We start from the raw sequence: 18726 nt of genomic DNA, 5'->3' as shown, positions 1-18726 counted from the left end.
TGAGAAACGGGTTTCGTGCCACGCTTCGCATATCCGTGTCCCGACTGTCGAACCACGACGAACCTTCACGGCCCGGACTGTCGGTTCGACGGCGAGCCGTGGACGGACATCGAAAAAGCGTACACGGACATCATCGCCCTGCTTTCGGCCGACTCGCTGACCGAGGAGGAACTCCGCGAGGCGGTCCACGGACGCTGGGACGCCACCCACGTCGCGGCGCTCGACCGACTCCGCCACGAAAAGCGGGTCGTCGAGAGCGACGGCGCGTTGCGCCTCCTCACCGCCGACGAGTTCCGCGAAACCGTCTCCGAGCCGAGTTTCGAGCCGATGAGTACGATTTACGAGAAGGGAAGCGTGCCCGGATGCCACGACAACGCCGTCTTCGCCATGATCGCGTGGTACGAGATGGTCGGCCTGTCGTGGCCGGAGACGCGCGAGAACGTCGTCGAATGGCTCCATAAGAGCGGTACGTGGGGCCGCGGCGGGTTCGAGGAATCCACGCCCGAGGAGTTGGCCGAAAGCAAACGACACGTCTACGAGGCGGGCTACGGGTGGAAGGAGAAAGCGCAGTCGGCGAAAGCGGTCATCGACCGAAACTTGTAGAACCGAAATTCGAAAATCGTTCGTCAGTCGCTCTGGATGCGCGGTGCGAGCATGTACGTCACTTGGCCCTTCCCTTCCGCGATCTCGAAGTGAAGCTTGAGGGGGAACTCCTCGCCGAGGTCGATGCTCACTTCGCTGTCCTTCGGAATCGCCTTGTCCATATCTTTCAGGTAATCGAGGCTGAACAGGGAGTGTGCGGGGCCGGCCGTGAGGTCGATGAGGTCGTCGCGGTCGAGTTTCAGGTCGACGTTGTCCGTGTCGCCCTCGGCTTCGACGTAGAACACTTCGTCGTCCTCGTTCACGCCGAGCGCGATGTGGTCGGACACCATGTCGGCGGCCTTGACCGCTCGGTTGATGTCGGATCCTTCAACGACGATAGTCGCGGAGAGGTCGAGGTCAGGGATGTCGGGTTCTTGGCGGATGGAATCGGGGTCGATGAGCGCGAGGGTGTACTCCAACCCGTCGATTTTGATGTGGAGTTTGCGCGTTTCCTCGTCCAACCCCATCTCGATGAGTTGGTCGGAACTCGCCATCCCCGCGATGCTTTCGAGGCGGTCGAGGTTGACGCCGAGGACGCCGCCGTCCGCTTCGTAGGATTCGAACGCTTCGGCATCGAGTTGAAGGTCCACCATCCCGACGTTGGCCGGGTCGACCGCCTTGATGGTGAGGCCATCCTCCTCGAGGTGGATTTTGGATTCATCCACAAGAACGCCCACGGAATCGATCGTCGTCCGGAGCGTATCCGCGCTCACGATAGCCTTGAACATGTTGCTGATGGCTATGAAAGGCTGGCATAAAAAGTCACCCGTTCGCGCGCGCGACGTACGGTCAGTCCGCGAGTGACGCCCTCACACCGCTTCTTTCTTTTCTCCACCGATCGTGATAATATACATAATATTGATAAACTTTTTACGATAGAAGATTCTTTGAACAAATATGTCGCAGGAGTGGCGGCCTGAAGAGTACACGCTCGACGAAGACGACCCGCGATGGGGAATCTGCAACCACTGTAAGAAGAAGGTCTTCGTCGGTGGAAAGAACAAATCCGACCTCGTTCGCCATCAGACCGAGTGTGAGTACCGGGACGGGTAGCGTCCGTTACCAGCCTTTTCGATCCCGACCGAAACCGCCGGGACGCCGAACGAAGGGCGTAAACATCCGCATAGACTACCGTGTCCCAACGAATGGCCCGTAAAGACCACTACTACAACAAATCCAAGCAGCAAGGCTACCGCTCGCGGGCGGCCTACAAACTCAAGCAGTTGGACGAATCCGCACATCTCCTCCACGAGGGCGAGACCGTCGTGGACCTCGGGGCCGCCCCCGGCGGTTGGCTTCAAGTCGCCGCCGAGGAGGTCGGCGACGGCGGGACCGTCATCGGCGTGGACCTCCAGCGAATCAAGGACATCGACGGCGTCGAAACCATCCGCGGCGACATGACGGAGGAAGACACCCAGCAGGAAGTCATCGACGTCGCGGGGTCCGCCGACGTCGTCCTCTCGGACATGGCACCGAACATGACCGGCGAGTACAGCCTCGACCACGCCCGCTCGGTGTACCTCGCCCGACAGGCGTTCGAGACGGCGCTCGAACTCCTCGATTCCGGCGGCGATTTCGTCGTCAAGGTGTTTCAGGGACCGGACTTGAACGACCTGCGCGACGACATGGAACCGGAGTTCGAATACGTCCGAACCATGAGTCCCGACGCCTCGCGCGACGAGTCCTCCGAAGTGTACCTCGTCGCTCGGAAACGCCTCACCGCGCCCGTCAGACCCGGCGACACCCTCGAAGTGACCATCGAAGGCGTGGGAAGCGAAGGCGACGGCGTGGCGAAAGTCGAGGAGTACACGCTGTTCGTTCCGAACACCGAGGAGGGAGAGACGGTCGAAATCCGCGTCGACGACGTGAAGCCGAAGTTCGGTTTCGCACAGCGACTGGACCGAGACTGAGTTTCGAATTCAGTCCGCCGAACTGGGCACTCGACCGGCGGACGTCTGCGACCGCAGGAACCCGACGACGGCGTAGACGAACGGTGTGTCGAGGAGCGCGACGAGCAGTTTGAAGACGTACTGGCCGACGACGAGCGAGAGGACGACGTCCATCGGGAGTTGTGGCCCGATACCGACGAACCGCGGTAGCGCGAAGAACGCCACGCCGACGAAGATGACGGTGTCGATGGCCTGACTGCTCGCCGTCGAACCGATGTTGCGCGCCCAGAGGTGGTCGCCGTCGGTGAAGTCGCGGATCTTGTGGAAGACGACGACGTCCCAGTTCTGGCTGACGACGTACGCACAGAGGCTTCCGACGACGATGTTCGTGCTCGCGCTGAGGACGGTCCGGAACTTTCCGGGGTCCACGCTGGACTGGGCGGCGGGCGCTTCGATGGTGGACCAGACGAGGGCCAGCATGACGAATATCATGACGAAGGCGACGTTCACGAGCCGCTGGGCTGCCTTCCGGCCGTACACCTCGGCGTAGCAATCGGAGGCGAAGAAGGTCAACGCGTAGGCCAGCGCCGCCCCCGGAAGGACGAGCGCGTCGCCCGTAATCGGGAGACCGAGCGGGATGGTGAACTGGAGCACCTTCGCCGCCGTGAGCTGTGCCGTCACGAGCGCCGTCACGAACAGCGCGGTGAGGACGAGTTGTCCGGTGGCGAGGGCCGAGTGCGGTTCACTCCTCACCTCAGTCATCTTCGAGTCTCCCGTGCCGTTCGTCTATCTCGTCGAGGATGTCGAGCATCTTCCGGACCGACGCGCGAATCGCTTCGCTCCTGTTGACGAACTTGCCGTCGTCACCGACGTGGTCGTCCAAATCGGAGAGGAGTTCGTCGGGAACTTCGACGCTTATCTTGGTCATACCGTGATATTCCGCGAAGAATACTTAATCCCAGCGTCACGCGCGTCGCCCGCCGAGCGTTCCCACCCAGAGGACGCTAAGTCCGAAGACGTACGCGACGGCGACCGGGATGGCGACGAGGAACATCGTGTAGAGGCTGTCCGGCGTCACCAGCGCGGCGACGGCGAAGATGCCGATGACGACTCCACGCCAGTATTCGAACATCGAACCGAATTTGACGATGCCCGCCCAGTGGAACAGGAACATCGTCACCGGGACGTCGGCGAGGAGGCCGATTCCCACCGTGGTGAGGAACACGAGCCAGAAGAACGCCTTCACCCGGTAGTAGATGAGCATCTCGGCGTTGTGAGCGTCCACGACGAGCCACGAGATGATGTTCGGAGCGACGATGGTGTAACCGATGTAACTCCCGGCGATGAGGCCGACGAACAGCGTTCCGCCCCACAGGAAGAACACGTTGCGGTTCCCCCTGACGAGTTTGCGCTCCTTCATCGCGGGCCAACTGTAGTAGAGCACCATCGGGAGTACCGACACGGCGGCGAGTAGCGTACTTATCTTCACCTCGAAGATGAGCGCCTCGACCGGATGGAGGGTGACGACGTTGAGCTGTTGGCCGTTCGCCAGTATCGACTGCGGGACGCGGCTCGTGAAGTCCTCGTTGATGTAGCCGATGCCGCCGTTGTAGAGGTAGACGAACACGCCCGCGAGGACGAGCATGAACACGCCGACGATGCGGAAGAGCTTCGACGTGAGGCTCTGGAGGATGAACGCGAAGTCGTAGTAGTAGCCGCCGATGTCGTCCTCCGTCGTCTCCTCCTCGGTGAACGCGTTCGTCATACCCGCGGCGGTGCGCTGGAGGACGTTGCCTTCCTCTTGGGTCTCTTTCGGTTGCCGAGCAACGTCCTCGGCGAGGGGTGTGCCGTCTTCGTCCTTCCGGATTTCGCCGTCCTCCTCGGCCGCTTCCTCTTCCTCCGGGTTCGCTTCGTCGAAGCGGTCGAAGATGGCCTGTGCCTTCTCGGGTTGGTCCGCCTCCATCGCGGCGCGGGCGTGGTCGAGCGATTCGCCCTCGTCCATCTCCGCGAACACTTCGGGCGGGGCGGCCCGGACGCCCGCGGCGTCGAGTTCGTCGATGTCGATCGCGGCGGGTGCGCCGCCTTCTTGCCCGATTCCGGCGTTCGATTCGAGTGATACGAAGAGGTAGTAGAGGGCGGCGAGGACGAGTGCTACCAGCCCGACGGCTCCCGCGACGAGGAGGATGGCCGTTCCGCGCGGCATCCCGACCATCTGCTCGACGGGCGAAAGCGCCGCGGGTCGGTACTCCGCCGGAAACGCCGGAAGGAGTCGGGTGTTCACGTAACTGACGCCCGCTCGGGTGAAGAACAGGTACGTCGCGCCGCCCGCGATGAACGCGATACCGAGGAGGTAATTCCACCGCTCCGCCACCGTTTTTCTGATGCCCACCTCGCTACTGCCGCGCTTGATGGTGACGAGTATCTTCGACAGATAGAGGCTGAACCCGTAGAGGACGATGAGCGGAATCGCCCACATGACCTGCGTGAACGGGTCCGGCGGGGACGCCACTGCCCCGAAGACGAAGATGACGAGGATGGCGTAGCGCCACTTGTCACGGAACGTCTCGTATTTGACGATGCCGGAGTAGCTCAACCCGCTCATCATGAGCGGCAGTTCCGCGGCCAGACCGAACGAAAGCGAGATGATGAGGATGAACTCGGTCCACTGGACGATGCCGTACTTCGGACTCAAGTTCGCCTGCACCGCGTTCTTCGCGAGGAACTGGAACATCAGGGGGAGATAGACGGAGTACCCGTATGCGAGTCCGCCGAGGAACAGCGCCACCGCGAGGACGACGAGGGGAACGATCTTCCAGTAGGAGATGGAGAATTCGGGATACCATTCGCGTTGCCGAATCGAATCACGACCGAGGTAGAGGAGAACGGGGAGCGCCAAAACCGCGCCGGAGAACATCGCTATCTTCGCTTGGAGGAGGACGACGTCGAACGGCGTCACCGCGACGATCTGGACCTGCTCGCTAACGGCCGGTGGCATGCTAGCTTTCGTCACGTCGCGCAGGAACGGCCACACCTTCCACGACATGGCGTAAAACGTGCCGATGAAGCCGATGACGAATACGATGAAGACCTTCTGAAGGTGTGTCTGTGCCGTCGAAAGCATCGCTCCGATGGTTTCTCGTCCGGAAGCGACGGTGTTGGCGGTATCCTCGTCGATGAGACTGTTCCCCGAGGTAGACATTGCTTGCGGATGGTAACCTCCTGCCAGTTATCAATCTTCCCGTCTCGCAGGATGAAGAAAGCCTATAATAACTCGGCTGCTTATCCTCGGGTGAATGGGCGAAGAATCGGAGGCGACGGCAGGCAGTAATATCTCGAACGTTTCGGCGTCGGACGAAGCGCCGGAGCCGCCGGACGAGGACCTGTACGCGCCCGAGGATCCGGAACCAGCAGTGGAGCGGCCGAGCCAGCCGACGGACGACGAGGAGATGCCCCTCGCCGACCACGTCGAGGAGATGATAAAGCGGCTCGCCATCGTCCTCGTCGTCGCGGGAGCCGTCAGTCTCCTCACGCTGCCCGCCGCGGACCACGTCATCAACTTCCTCTGGAATCAGATACTGCCGGTCCAAAAAGCCCGTCCCCGGCTTTACGCGCCGCTGGCGCTCGTCATGACGAAACTCAAGGTCGCCAGCCTCGCGGGCCTCATCATCGCACTCCCCGTCATGGTGTATCAGACGTACCTCTTCATGCGTCCCGGACTCTACCCGAATGAGCGCCGGTACTACCTCGCGGCGGTGCCGACGAGCCTCGTCCTCGCCTTTGTCGGCGTCAGTTTCGCCTACTTCCTCATCCTCCCCGCCATCTTCACCTACTTCCTGTCGTACTCACAGCAGGCGAACGTCGCGATCGCGTTCGGCCTGACGAAGACGTTCAACCTCATTCTGATGATGATGGGCGTCCTGGCCGTCGTGTTCCAGATTCCGCTCCTCATCATGCTCGCCATCATGATGGGCTTGACGACGCGCCAGTGGATGGCGAACCGTCGACTGTACTTCTGGGGCGGGTTCGCCGGGTTCGCGTTCCTGTTCAGCCCCGACCCGACCGGCATGGCCCCGTTCCTCGTCGCGATCACGATGGTCGGCCTGTTCGAGGGGACGCTGCTCCTCCTCAAATGGACGGGCAAGTGACGGTTTAGGACCGTTCTCGCGTCGTCCCCAACCCCTCGGAATCACGAAACGGTACCTTTCGATATTCGTAACCGGGTTATAACTAAGGGAGTTTGTCGCCAGTGTGGATGTAGCGTTCGCACCTGCCCTTAGCTCGCGTGCCAGCAGCTACAGACCGCAGTTCGCGTGCCAGCAGACTGCCACCCTTTGGGTGCGAACGCCCGACGCTCCTTTCTACTGGCTTCCCGTCGGATAGTCGGTACTGAACACGTCTTCGACCAGCGGTTCGTCCGAGTCGGATGCTCGCTCGCGGGTCGTCCCTCCCCGCTCACTATGCGATGCCCGCTCGTCTACCGACTCGCGCGCATCGCCTTCCGGACTAACACTTCCCGTCCGATACCCGTGCAAATCGAGCGTGACGTGGTCGAATCCGATTTCCGTCAGATGGTCCCGAGCGGCGCGAACGAACTCCTCGTCCAGCGCTCGTGGCAGTTCGTCCTCGCCGATTTCGATGCGCGCCAATCCGTCGTGGTCCCGCACCCGGAACTGGGTGAACCCCCACTGGCGAAGCACCGTCTCGGCGCGTTCGATCCGTGAGAGACGCTCCTCGGTCACTTCCAGACCGGTCGGGATGCGCGACGAGAGACAGGCCATCGCGGGCTTGTCGGCGACCGAGAGGTCGTATCGCTCCGCGATTTCGCGGACTTCGTTCTTGGAGATGTCGTGTTGGAGGAGCGGCGAGTAGGCGTCCAGTTCCTCGACAGCACGGAGGCCGGGGCGGTGGCCCGCCGACACGTCGTCGGCGTTCGTCCCGTCGCAGACGACCCCGATATCCAGTTCGGCCGCCCGGTCGAACATCGCGCCGAGTCGCATCGTCCGGCAGTGATAACACCTGTCGTCGTCGTTCTCGACGAAGTTCGGGTCGTCCAACTCGCTGAACTCGGCGATGACGTGGCGAATCCCGATTTCCTCGGCGACCCGTTTCGCGTCCCCGAGTTCGGCTTCGGGCAGGGTTTCGCTCTTCGCGGTACACGCGACGGCGTCGTCGCCCAGCGCGTCGTGTGCGATGGCGGCGACGACGCTCGAATCGACCCCGCCGCTGAACGCGACGAGCACGCCGTCGCGCTTCGCAAGGTCCGCCTTCGCGGCGGCCAGTTTCTCCGAGACGGTTGACATACCTCGTGGTTGTTGCGGACGGGCAAAAGCGTCCCGTCCCGAACGCGGATTTCACCGTCCGTCGAGTTCGACTCCTCGGCGCGCGTCGGGAACGTTTTTTATGTACGACGCAATATCACGGAGCGAATGGACCTCGAGGCGGTACCCGGCGTCGGCGCGAAGACCGCGGACGCGCTCGCGGAACTCGATAACGCCGAGCGAGCGCTGGAAACCGGCGACGTCGCCACGCTGGCACGAGCGCCGGGCATCACGGAAGGGCGGGCCGCCGCCATCGCGCGCGGTGCCATCAGGATTCGACACGAGGACGACGGCGGCTTTCTCGCCACCGACAGGGCGCGGGAGTTGTACCGCGACGCCCTCTCGCTCGTGAAAGCGCGGGCCGTCACGACGTACGCCGAGAAACGCCTCGAAACGCTGTACCCCAGTTCGTCCGCCTCCCGAATCGAGGAGGTGCGCGAGTTCACCCGCCGGGCGATGGAGCGCACGCCGACGGACGCGGTTCGGGAGGCGTTGACGGGCGTCGAACCGCTCTCTTCCCCCCGAGGCGTTCGCGTCTCCGACCGCTGTCTGGCGACGACGGACGCCGAACGGTACGCGAAGGCGCGCGAGGCGATTCCGGAACTGCCGGTCGAAGTCGTCGAGGACACGCGGGAGCTAGCGGAACTCGCGCGCGGCTACTCCACCGTCGTCGCGCTGGACGAGGCGTTCACGGGCGTCGCGCTGGACGGCGACGTTCGCGTCGAACCCGACGCGCTCGAAACGCCGGTGGAACTCGTCCCCGAGCGGCCGCTCGCCTTCTTCGCCGAAAATCGGAGGACCTTGCTCGCCGCCGCGGAGGTACACCGCGTCGCGGGACTCGACGCGCCGCTGGACATCGACGGGTTGGAATCCGCGTTGGCTCGCGTCACGGCCGACGGCGGCGTGACGGGCGACGAGGAACTCGCCCGGTTGACGGACGCGGTGTCGGATTTGGACGCCGCCGTCTCGATGGCGGAGAACGTCGCCAACGACCGACTCCGCGAGGCGATTCGGGAGCGCGACGTGACCATCGAAGGCTCGGACCTGCTCTCGTTGGTCGAACGCGGCGCGGGCGTGGATTCGCTTCTCTCACGCGAGTTGGGCGACGAGTACGACGCGGCCATCGCCGCCGCCCGCGAGCAACTGGTCGAGACGTTGGCGCTGGACGCCGGGGAGTCCGAGGTCGCCCGGCAGGCGTTTCCCGACGACCCGACGTTTCCAGTCGAACGCGACGAGAGCGTGATCTCGCGACTCCGCGAGCAACTGGAGGCCGAAAAATCGCGACGGGCGGCGCGACACAAGCGCGAACTCGCACGGGAACTCGCGGACGAACGCGAGGCGGCAACGGAACTCGTTCGCGCCGCGCTCGAACTGGACGTGGAACTCGCCGTCGCGCGGTTCGCCCGCGATTTCGAGTGCGTCATGCCCGAGTTCGACGGCGACGGGTTCGATATCGCGGGCGGACGTTCGCCGCTCCTCGACGTGGAGTTCTCCTCGGTCGAACCCGTCGATTACGGTGTCTCGGGCGTGGCCCTCCTCTCGGGGGTCAACAGCGGCGGAAAGACGTCGACGCTCGACCTCGTGGCGCTCGTGGTCATCCTCGCCCACATGGGCCTGCCGGTGCCCGCGGAGGCGGTTCGTCTGCGACGATTCGAGGAACTCCACTATCACGGCAAGACACAGGGCACGCTCGATGCGGGCGCGTTCGAGAGCACGCTCCGGGAGTTCGCGTCCCTCGCTGACGGGCAGGCAGGCCGTCTCGTCCTCGTGGACGAACTCGAAAGCATCACCGAACCCGGTGCGAGCGCGAAAATCATCGCGGGGATTTTGGAGGAGTTGGGCGAACGCGACGTGACCGGCGTGTTCGTCTCCCACCTCGCCGACGGGATTCGGGACGTGGCGGACAACGACGTGGCGGTGGACGGAATCGAGGCGAAGGGATTGGTCGACGGCGAACTGGTGGTCGAACGCTCGCCGGTAAAGGACCACCTGGCCCGTTCGACGCCGGAACTCATCGTCGAGAAACTCGCCGACGGCGGCGAAAACGGCTTCTACGAGCGGTTGCTGGAGAAGTTCGAGTAGCGCCGTTTTCGACCGGATCGCGGCGAACCGAGCAGTTCACCCCTCGGAACGTTTTTTGCCACTACCATCGTCTCCGATGTATGTCCTCGTCTCGCGTTTTCTGGCTTTCGTTCGGAATATTCGCCCTTAGCTCGGCGATCAGATGGATCATGGCAGACGGTTCCGGGTCCCGAAGTACGGTATCGCTCGTCGGTGGCGTCGCCGCTGTCGGGATGACGCTAATCGCCGCTTACGGAACGCTTCGACCCGACGATGCGGGAGGTCCGAATGCTAAAAGCCCGCTCACTTACTGCGCCGTTTTGGCCGCCGTACTGTCCGTCTCCAATCTCCTGATCACGGTGCGTTAATCGACCGAATTCCGTCGGTTTCCACAGACCGCCGTCTGCCGAACAGCCAGAACTGTTACTTACGAGGCTGTCGTTCCCGTTTGTGCCCCGACGCGGGGGAGGAGAGATTCAATATGGCACAACAGTTCGAATGCACACAGCAGGATTGTGAGTTTATGGTACGGGCGAACGACGAGCAAGAAATCGTCGATATGGTGCAGGAACACGCCCGCGAAAAACACGGTATGTCGATGGATCGGAACGACGTGCAGGGTGCGATAGAGCAACGCTAAGCTCTCGCGTCGTTTCTCGGCTCTTTTGTCGCTGGCGAAGGATTAAGTACCTACGGGAGCGTGGTGAAAGTGATGGCAGACGACCCCGAGGAGGGGATGTTGTCGTGGGACGAGTCGGTGTTCCGCGAGGAGCACGTCTTCGAAATCGACTACGTTCCGGAGACGTTCAAACACCGCGAATCCCAGACACAGAGTCTCCAATACGCGCTTCGGCCGGCAGTCCGCGGGTCGCGCCCACTCAACGTCATGGCGCGCGGTCCGCCGGGAACTGGCAAGACGACGTCGGTTCAGAAGTTGTTCGACGAACTCTCGGCCCAGACCGACGTTCGGACGGTTCGCGTCAACTGTCAGGTGGACTCGACGCGATACGCCATTTTTTCGCGCATCTTCGAGGGGATATTCGACTACGAACCGCCGTCCAGCGGCATCTCGTTCAAGAAGTTGTTCCGCCAAATCACGGACAAACTGGTCGAGGAGAACGAGGTCCTCGTCGTCGCGCTGGACGACGTGAACTACCTGTTCTACGAGGGGGAAGCCTCCGATACGCTCTATTCGCTCCTCCGCGCCCACGAGGCACACAGCGGGGCGAAAATCGGCGTCATCGTCATCTCCTCCGACCTCAACCTCGACGTCATCGAGGAACTGGACACCCGCGTCCAGAGCGTCTTCAGACCCGAGGACGTGTACTTCCCGGTGTACGACTGGGAGGAAATCGTTAGCATCCTCGGCGAGCGCGTCAAACGCGGCTTCCACGAGGGCGTCATCGCCAGGGAGGTGCTGGAACGCGTCGCCGAACTCACCACCGAGAGCGGCGACCTTCGCGTTGGCATCGACCTCCTGCGACGGGCGGGTCTGAACGCCGAGATGCGCGCCAGCCGAACCGTGAGCCTGCAGGACGTGGAAGACGCCTACGAGAAATCGAAGTTCGTCCACCTCTCCCACAGCCTGCACGCCTTGAGCGACAACGAAGTCGCGCTCGTCCGCGTCATCGCCGAACACGACGGCGAACAGGCGGGCGAGGTGTACGACGTGTTCCACGAGGAGACCGATTTGGGCTACACCCGCTACTCGGAAATCATCAACAAACTCGACCAACTCGGCATCATCGACGCCACCTACACCAACGTCGACGGCCGCGGACGGTCGCGATCGCTGTCGCTGCGATACGACCCCGAAGCCGTGTTGGCGCGGTTGGACGACTGAGACAGTGCGGTGATAAGTCCATCCCACGACATATTTATGATAGTCACGTCTCCAATGAATAGGTAAGCACGACTATTTCATGAATGACGGAGAACGGGCTTCTGTAGGAAACGACGAACGGACCGAACAACGACCAGTAGCCCGCAAACAGTGGGCAACGGAGTTTCTCAAACGTATCTCCTATCCCGAGCAGGGATTACCGAAATATCATCAGTCGTGGTATCGGAACCGTACGATACAACGAGAGGCACGGAAAACGGTCGAAGGGCAAGTGAAGTGGATCCGAGAGATAGACAATAAGGCGATGAAAACGGTTCGGTTCAATACCATCCTTCTCGGACTCATTCTCCCCGCCTTTTCTTTTGCAGTCAAGTATGATGTAGTCGAACGGATAAACGCATTCTATACGGTGAATACCGGTATTGGAATCGGGTGTCTCATTACCTCGACGGCACTGGCAGGAGTGACGTACACGTCGTCAAGTCTCGAAGCGGGTGTTTCAGCGGGTGATATACGAACTGCTGACGAGCGTGACCTCACGGACAGGCAGGTTCACGACACGCTGGTCAACAGTTATGCTGGGTGGATACAGTCCAACAAGAAAACGATTTTTTGGAACACGGTGGCAGTGACACTGACTATTTTAACCATGATTTATTCACTCGTATTCTTTTCGCTCGGCATCACCTCCGCACTTCTACACGGAGTGCCGACAACGGTGGAGTACATCGCGTATCTCGGCCTCTTCATCGTCACCGTTCTCTCCTTGATTATATAGTCTAGTTGTCTGACTGAACCCCGTCGTTTATATATCACACACACATACAACCAAATATGAAGCAGAATCCAGCGAATAGCGTTGATTCGTGGCGCTCTACAAACGCTGGTGCTAACGATGAGGCGCTCGAATTTGAGGGCGAAACCCTCTCACATCGTCCTCAATTGGGTCGCCGTATCGTAGGATGGATTTCCCGCCAGTTTGAGTAGTCACCGTCTCTTTTGATTCCCGCTAACGACCATCTCAAGTAGCTACAGTCCGTATGCCATTTCACCATGAGCGACACCCGGTCCGGTCCGCTTCGACCGGACAACCCGGACGCCGAAACCGAGTTTCGAGTCGACGCGCCGTTCGACCCCGCGGGGGACCAACCCGAGGCCATCGAGCAGTTGGCCGAGGGGTTCAACGAGGGAATGGAAAAACAGACCCTGTTGGGCGTCACGGGGTCGGGGAAGACGAACACGGTTTCGTGGACGATGGAGGAGGTCCAGAAACCGACGCTCGTCATCGCGCACAACAAGACGCTGGCGGCGCAGTTGTACGAGGAGTTCCGGAACCTCTTCCCGGACAACGCGGTGGAGTACTTCGTCTCCTACTACGACTACTACCAACCCGAAGCGTACGTCGAACAGACGGACACCTACATCGACAAGGACGCGTCCATCAACGAGGAAATCGACCGCCTTCGCCACTCCGCGACGCGCTCCCTGCTGACTCGGGACGACGTCATCGTCGTGGCGTCGGTGTCGTCGATTTACGGCTTGGGTGACCCGCAGAACTACGAGGACATGCGCCTGCGACTGGAAGTCGGCGAGACCATCGAGCGCGACGATCTCCTCGCGCGTCTCGTGGACCTGAACTACGACCGGAACGACATGGACTTCACGCAGGGGACGTTCCGCGTTCGAGGCGACACCGTCGAAATATTCCCGATGTACGGTCGCTACGCGGTTCGAGTGGAACTCTGGGGCGACGAAATCGACCGAATGGTGAAGATCGATCCGCTCGAAGGCGAGGTGAAATCACAGGAACCCGCCGTGCTGGTCCACCCGGCGGAACACTACTCGATTCCGGAGGAGACGATGGCCGAGGCCATCGCCGAAATCGAGGCCGATTTGGAGCGTCGAATCCGCTACTTCGAGCGGAACGGCGACTTGGTGGCCGCCCAGCGAATCGAGGAGCGAACCACCTTCGACCTCGAAATGATGAAGGAGGCGGGCTACTGTTCCGGCATCGAGAACTACTCGGTGTACTTCTCCGACCGCGAGGTAGGTGACGCGCCGTACACCCTCCTCGATTACTTCCCGGACGACTTCCTCTGTGTCATCGACGAGTCCCACCAGACGGTGCCCCAGATTCGGGGCCAGTTCGCGGGCGACAAGTCGCGCAAGGATTCGCTCGTAGAGAACGGGTTCCGACTCCCGACGGCCTACGACAACCGTCCGCTCACGTTCGAGGAGTTCGAGGAGAAGAGCGCGAAGACGCTCTACATCTCCGCGACGCCCGCCGACTACGAGCGCGAGGTGAGTGAGCAGATCGTGGAGCAGATCGTTCGCCCGACGCACCTCGTGGACCCGAAGGTCGAAGTCGCCGACGCCTCCGGCCAAATCGACGACCTGATGGCGCGAATCGACGGTCGAATCGAACGCGACGAGCGCGTCCTCGTCACGACGCTGACGAAACGGATGGCGGAAGACCTGACCGAGTATCTGGAGGAGGCGGGCGTCGCCGTCGAGTACATGCACGACGAGACGGACACGCTCGAACGCCACGAACTCGTCCGGGGACTTCGGTTGGGCGAGTTCGACGTACTCGTCGGTATCAACCTCCTCCGCGAAGGGTTGGACATCCCCGAGGTGTCGATGGTCGCCATCCTCGACGCCGACCAGCAGGGCTTCCTTCGCTCGGAAACCGCGCTCGTTCAGACGATGGGTCGTGCGGCCCGTAACGTCAACGGGGAGGTGATCCTCTACGCCGACGAGGTGACGGACGCGATGGACGACGCGATGGACGAAACACGGCGCAGGCGGCGGATTCAACGGGAGTTCAACGAGGAACACGGCTACGAACCGCGGACCATCGAAAAGGCCGTCTCGGAGGCGAACCTGCCGGGGAGCAAGACCGACACCGGCGGCGTCACTCGAAACGCGCCGGAGACGGACGAGGAGGCGCTCGAACAGATAACACAACTCGAAGACCGGATGGAGGAGGCGGCCAACAATCTGGAGTTCGAACTCGCCGCCGACATCCGCGACAGGATTCGGGACTTGCGTGAGGAGTTCGACGTGGGGACGGAAATCGGCGGGGTCGAACCCGAATTGGACGAGTTCTGATCGGGGATTTGTATCTCCTCCGGAATCGGACCGAACACCGACTTTTTCACCGCAATCGTGCGTACAGCAGTCACGATATCGGTCTGAAATACCGCACTGACCGCTTGAGGCGGTCGATACAACGGTTGAATTCGGGACAGTAATTATCCTCGATGTCAATCATACGGGCATGAGAGCCGATTCAACCGCTTTACTTCGCTTCGGAGCGTGGGGTCAGGTCGTTATTATCGCTCTCGCGGTGGTCTTCTGGTTTCTCGGGGTCGTCGATGGTTTTCTTGCGTCGTGTATCGGATATCTCGTCATCACGACAGTGGGAATAGGAGGCATGGCCAGAACGGAGTCAGCTATCGCTGGACCCTTGTTCTATCCGTTCATAGTTCCGGGATTCGTACCGCTCTATTACTTCGCTACCCGAAAACAGTCGTCGTCGGACGAATAACCATCTCCGCGCTATATCCGATAAATAGGCACCATCGGGGTCGTTTTCGCCCGAATCAGTTCGACTCGGGTTCGACTTCCGCACCGACTTGCGGAATTTCGTCCACGTCGTTGTCGAGTTCGGAAAGCGTCTCCTCGATGTCGTCCAGTCCGAGCAGTTCTCGGGTTTCGGGGTCGAAATCGTTCGATTCGAGGACCTCCTCGTCTTCGCGCACGTCGCTGCCGGTGAGGTGTTTGCCGTATCGTCCGACGAGCGAGGAGAGTTCCTGCGGCAGGACGAACGTCGTGGACTCACCCTCGCCGATGCTCTGGAGCGTCTCCATACCCTTCTCGATGACGGCACGTTCGCCCATCGACTGGGCCGACTTCGCACGAAGCACGGTCGAAACGGCGTCACCCTGCGCTTCGAGAATCTGACTCTGCTTTTCGCCCTGTGCGCGGATGATGTTCGAGGACTTGTCACCCTCCGCCTTCTCGATTGCACTGCGGCGTTCACCTTGTGCTTCGAGAATCATGGCACGGCGTTTCCGCTCCGCGCTCGTCTGTTGCTCCATCGCGCCGGTGACGGCCTGACTCGGCATCACTTCACGAACCTCGACGCTTTCGACTCGGACGCCCCACTCGTCCGTCGGCGGGTCGATTTCCTCGCGGATTCGCGTGTTGATGACGTCCCGCCGCGACAGCGTCTCGTCCAGTTTCATGTCGCCGATGACGGCGCGGAGGGTGGTCTGTCCGAGGTTCGAGACGGCGCGTTCGTAGTCGTCCACGCCGAGGAACGCCCGTTCGGGGTCCATGACGCGAACGTAGAGAACGGCGTCGGCGATGACCGGCGAGTTGTCCTGCGTGATGGCCTCCTGTTTCGGCACGTCGAACACCCGCGTTCGCATGTCGAAACGCCGCGTGGCGCTCACGAACGGTGGAACGAAGTGAATACCGGGGTCGAGGAGGCGGCGGTACTCGCCGAAGATGGTCAGCGCGCGTTTCTCGTACGGGCCGACGATCTCCACGGCGCTGTTGACGGTTACGACCGCGAGGGCGAGCAGGAGGAGTCCCGCTATCGCCGCCGGATCGAGAAACGGAAGGGCGAGGACGAAGAACACGGCGAAACCGATTGCGAGGAGGGTCTTCCCCGCGCTCACTCCCGCCGTCGTCTTGCCGAGGGTGTAGAACGGGTTATCCATGCTACTCGATTGTCGTTCCGTTCGCATAACAGTTCCCCACCCCGAACGGTTCGCTGTCGAGAAATATGTCCCGTTTCAGACTAATCGAGTCAGTTTCAGAGGACAGAGTTACATCGAAATGCGGTGAAGCTTCGCTCGCAATGATAGTCGTGGAAAATAGACTCTTCGTGGCCGAGGAGTACGCCGACCAGTTCGTGGAACGATTCCGAGACAGCATGGGGAAAGTGGAGTCCCAACCGGGGTTCGTCAAGTTCGAGTTGCTGACGCCAGCCAACGCCGACACCGATTCCTACATCTCCCAGACGTACTGGGAATCGATGGCGGATTTCGAGGCGTGGACCGACACCGAGGCGTTCGAGGAGGCACACTCGGACCACCCGCCGAAGGAGATGTTCACCGCACCTCATGAATTAGAAGTTCATGAGGTCGCGTTCGAACGGACGAGCGAGTAGTCGCGTGCTCGGCGTTCACCGCTCATCACTCACCACCCACCGACGCTCGACTTACAACCGACGGCGTAACGCCGCTACCGTCTTCTCGCCGACGCCGTCCACGTCCCGCAGTTCGTCGTCGGAGGCGGCGCGAATCCCCGCCAAACTCCCGAACCGGCGGAACAGTTTCCGCCTCATCTGCGGGCCGACGCCGGACACGTCGTCGAGTTCCGTCGAAACGTCGTCGCGGAGCGTCTGGTGGTACTGCACCGCGAAGCGGTGTGCCTCGTCCCGAACCCGCTGGAGGACGTGGAGTTGCGGCGCGTCCTTCGGCCAGTCGTAGGTTCCGGTGGGTGTGACGACGATTTCTTCCGCCTTGGCGAGGCCGACGGCGGGCACGTCCCATCCGACTTCGTCGAGGGCTTCACGGGCCGCGGCGAGTTGGCCCTTTCCCCCGTCGATGAGGAGCAGGTCGGGGTCGGGTCGCTCGTCGCGACCCTCCATTGCTCGCGTCGCACGCCAGCGGATGAGGTCGTGCATGTTCGCGTAGTCGTCGTTCGCCTCGGTCAGTTTCTTCCGCCGATAGTCGCTTTTCTCGGGCGCACCGCCGACGAGGACGACGTTGCTGCCGACCACCGAAGTCCCTTGAGCGTGGCTCACGTCGAACCCCTCGATTCGTTCGGCCGAGTCCAGCGAGAGCGCGTCCGCGAGCGCCCCGAGTTCGTCCGGGTCGCCAGCACCGCGGCGGGCGTTTTTCAGCGCCAAGTCCACGAGCGTCGCCTCCCGGCCCGCACCCGGTACGCGAACCGCGACCCCTTCGGCTTCCAACCAATCGAGAACGTCGGCGTCGTCGGGTCGCTCGGAGAGGAGGAGCGCGTCGGGCAACTCGCGCTCGGCGTAGAACTGCGGGATGAACCCGCCGAAGACCGCCGCCGCGTCGTCGCCGTCCGGCACCGAGAGCGAGTGGTGGTCGCGGTCCACGAGTTGTCCGCGCTCGCTGTGCAACCGGGCCACCGTCCCGCGTTCTCCCTCGACGGCGGCGCCGAGGACGTCCACGGTTCGTTCGTCCGTCGGCGAGGAAATCGCTCCCGCCTCCCCGCCGTGGAACGATTCGACGGCTTCCAACCGGTCGCGGAGGTTGGCCGCGCGTTCGAACTCACGGTTTTGGGCGGCGTCCTCCATCTCGCGTCGGAGCGGCGCGGTCAGCACGCCATCCTCGCCGCCCAGGAATCGCTCGACGCTTTCCACGTCGCCGAGGTACGCCGCTTCCCCGATTTCTCCCGTACACGGCGCGGTGCAGAGGCCGATGTCGTAGTCGAGACAGGGCCGGTCGCGGTTCGCGAACTTGTGGTCCGAACAGCCGCGGATGCCGTACGTCTCACGGAGCGCCTTGACGACCGTTTCGACCGTCGATTTGTTCGTGAACGGGCCGAACACCGTGGCTCCGGCGCGGTCCGGGTCACGCGTGATTTCGATTCGCGGGAACTCGTGGCCGGTCACTTGCACCAGCGGATAGGATTTGTCGTCCTTCAGGCGGACGTTGTACCGCGGCTGGTAGCGTTTGATGAGGTTCGCTTCCAGCAGGAGCGCCTGCGTCTCGGTGTCCGTGACCGCGAAATCCAGCGCGTCGGCGCGCTCGACCATCCGCCCGATGCGGTTGCTCCGCGGGTCGGCGTACGACCGAACACGCGACCGAAGGTCGACGGCTTTCCCGACGTAGCGAACCGTCTCCCCTTCCAAGAACTGATACACGCCGGGTTCGCGCGGTAACTCGCTTGCACGCTCCCTGACAGTGGCCGCGTCCATCGATTT

General features: G+C 62.0%; 18 protein-coding genes. 11 read left to right on the top strand and 7 right to left on the bottom strand.

Translation table 11 applies throughout. The features are described 5' to 3' along the window. The first annotated feature begins 15 nt into the window (after positions 1 to 15). The gene (locus LJF34_RS14175) at positions 16 to 603 is read left to right on the top strand and encodes a hypothetical protein (RefSeq protein ID WP_231185690.1); all 588 of its coding nucleotides are present in this window, start codon (positions 16 to 18) and stop codon (positions 601 to 603) included. A 23-nt stretch (positions 604 to 626) separates the two neighbouring features. On the opposite strand, the gene LJF34_RS14170 is transcribed toward LJF34_RS14175, so the two are convergent. Next, positions 627 to 1370, bottom strand: a complete 744-nt coding sequence (locus LJF34_RS14170; protein WP_231185688.1) for a DNA polymerase sliding clamp — start codon at positions 1368 to 1370, stop codon at positions 627 to 629. Positions 1371 to 1539: 169 nt separating this feature from the next. Here LJF34_RS14170 and LJF34_RS14165 point away from each other — a divergent pair, with 169 nt between their 5' ends. Both LJF34_RS14165 and LJF34_RS14160 read left to right on the top strand, forming a co-directional pair. Then, positions 1540 to 1695, top strand: coding sequence for a hypothetical protein (locus LJF34_RS14165; protein ID WP_231185686.1), 156 nt, complete (start codon positions 1540 to 1542; stop codon positions 1693 to 1695). A gap of 92 nt (positions 1696 to 1787) precedes the next feature. Next, positions 1788 to 2552, top strand: coding sequence for a 23S rRNA (uridine(2552)-2'-O)-methyltransferase (locus LJF34_RS14160; RefSeq protein ID WP_231185684.1), 765 nt, complete (start codon positions 1788 to 1790; stop codon positions 2550 to 2552). Positions 2553 to 2561: 9 nt separating this feature from the next. Here the strand turns inward: LJF34_RS14160 and LJF34_RS14155 are convergent, their stop codons facing one another. The 3 genes from LJF34_RS14155 to LJF34_RS14145 are packed head-to-tail and all read right to left on the bottom strand — an operon-like array spanning position 2562 to position 5730. Continuing rightward, complete coding sequence (locus tag LJF34_RS14155) at positions 2562 to 3293, bottom strand: queuosine precursor transporter (RefSeq protein ID WP_231185681.1); 732 nt, start codon at positions 3291 to 3293, stop codon at positions 2562 to 2564. Beyond that, positions 3286 to 3459 (bottom strand): ribbon-helix-helix domain-containing protein, encoded by a 174-nt coding sequence (locus LJF34_RS14150; protein WP_231185679.1) that lies wholly within the window; start codon positions 3457 to 3459, stop codon positions 3286 to 3288. The genes LJF34_RS14155 and LJF34_RS14150 overlap by 8 nt, the downstream gene beginning before the upstream one ends. A 36-nt stretch (positions 3460 to 3495) precedes the next feature. Continuing rightward, on the bottom strand, positions 3496 to 5730 hold the full coding sequence (locus LJF34_RS14145; protein ID WP_231185676.1) for a twin-arginine translocase subunit TatC: 2235 nt from the start codon (positions 5728 to 5730) through the stop codon (positions 3496 to 3498). 94 nt (positions 5731 to 5824) lie between these two features. Here LJF34_RS14145 and LJF34_RS14140 point away from each other — a divergent pair, with 94 nt between their 5' ends. Beyond that, complete coding sequence (locus LJF34_RS14140; protein WP_303646681.1) at positions 5825 to 6676, top strand: twin-arginine translocase subunit TatC; 852 nt, start codon at positions 5825 to 5827, stop codon at positions 6674 to 6676. 213 nt (positions 6677 to 6889) lie between these two features. On the opposite strand, the gene larE is transcribed toward LJF34_RS14140, so the two are convergent. After that, positions 6890 to 7831: an ATP-dependent sacrificial sulfur transferase LarE gene (larE, locus tag LJF34_RS14135; RefSeq protein ID WP_231185674.1), complete on the bottom strand. Its 942-nt coding sequence runs from the start codon at positions 7829 to 7831 to the stop codon at positions 6890 to 6892. 126 nt (positions 7832 to 7957) lie between these two features. Here larE and LJF34_RS14130 point away from each other — a divergent pair, with 126 nt between their 5' ends. The 6 genes from LJF34_RS14130 (at position 7958) to uvrB (ending at position 14864) form a co-directional block, all read left to right on the top strand. Continuing rightward, positions 7958 to 9931: an endonuclease MutS2 gene (locus tag LJF34_RS14130; RefSeq protein WP_231185672.1), complete on the top strand. Its 1974-nt coding sequence runs from the start codon at positions 7958 to 7960 to the stop codon at positions 9929 to 9931. A gap of 149 nt (positions 9932 to 10080) precedes the next feature. After that, complete coding sequence (locus LJF34_RS14125; RefSeq protein ID WP_231185670.1) at positions 10081 to 10278, top strand: hypothetical protein; 198 nt, start codon at positions 10081 to 10083, stop codon at positions 10276 to 10278. A gap of 113 nt (positions 10279 to 10391) precedes the next feature. Continuing rightward, positions 10392 to 10550, top strand: coding sequence for a DUF1059 domain-containing protein (locus tag LJF34_RS14120; protein WP_231185668.1), 159 nt, complete (start codon positions 10392 to 10394; stop codon positions 10548 to 10550). 72 nt (positions 10551 to 10622) lie between these two features. Beyond that, positions 10623 to 11753, top strand: a complete 1131-nt coding sequence (locus LJF34_RS14115; RefSeq protein WP_231185666.1) for an ORC1-type DNA replication protein — start codon at positions 10623 to 10625, stop codon at positions 11751 to 11753. 79 nt (positions 11754 to 11832) lie between these two features. Next, positions 11833 to 12531 (top strand): hypothetical protein, encoded by a 699-nt coding sequence (locus LJF34_RS14110; RefSeq protein ID WP_231185665.1) that lies wholly within the window; start codon positions 11833 to 11835, stop codon positions 12529 to 12531. A 275-nt stretch (positions 12532 to 12806) separates the two neighbouring features. Beyond that, positions 12807 to 14864, top strand: coding sequence for an excinuclease ABC subunit UvrB (gene uvrB, locus LJF34_RS14105; protein WP_231185663.1), 2058 nt, complete (start codon positions 12807 to 12809; stop codon positions 14862 to 14864). A gap of 494 nt (positions 14865 to 15358) precedes the next feature. Here the strand turns inward: uvrB and LJF34_RS14100 are convergent, their stop codons facing one another. Continuing rightward, a complete protein-coding gene (locus LJF34_RS14100) occupies positions 15359 to 16483 on the bottom strand; it encodes an SPFH domain-containing protein (RefSeq protein WP_231185661.1) in 1125 nt (374 codons plus the stop codon). A 140-nt stretch (positions 16484 to 16623) separates the two neighbouring features. Between LJF34_RS14100 and LJF34_RS14095 the strand changes: the two genes are divergently transcribed. After that, entirely contained in the window at positions 16624 to 16935 is a 312-nt protein-coding gene (locus LJF34_RS14095) for an antibiotic biosynthesis monooxygenase (protein ID WP_231185659.1), read from the top strand. 51 nt (positions 16936 to 16986) lie between these two features. Here LJF34_RS14095 and LJF34_RS14090 read toward each other — a convergent pair whose 3' ends face one another. After that, complete coding sequence (locus LJF34_RS14090) at positions 16987 to 18720, bottom strand: excinuclease ABC subunit C (protein WP_231185657.1); 1734 nt, start codon at positions 18718 to 18720, stop codon at positions 16987 to 16989. Positions 18721 to 18726: the final 6 nt, after the last annotated feature.

The organism is Haladaptatus sp. DYF46, from assembly GCF_021083305.1.
Lineage (GTDB): Archaea > Halobacteriota > Halobacteria > Halobacteriales > Haladaptataceae > Haladaptatus.
Note: the sequence above shows the minus strand (reverse complement) of the source record. Positions and strands in the feature narration are given on the sequence as shown.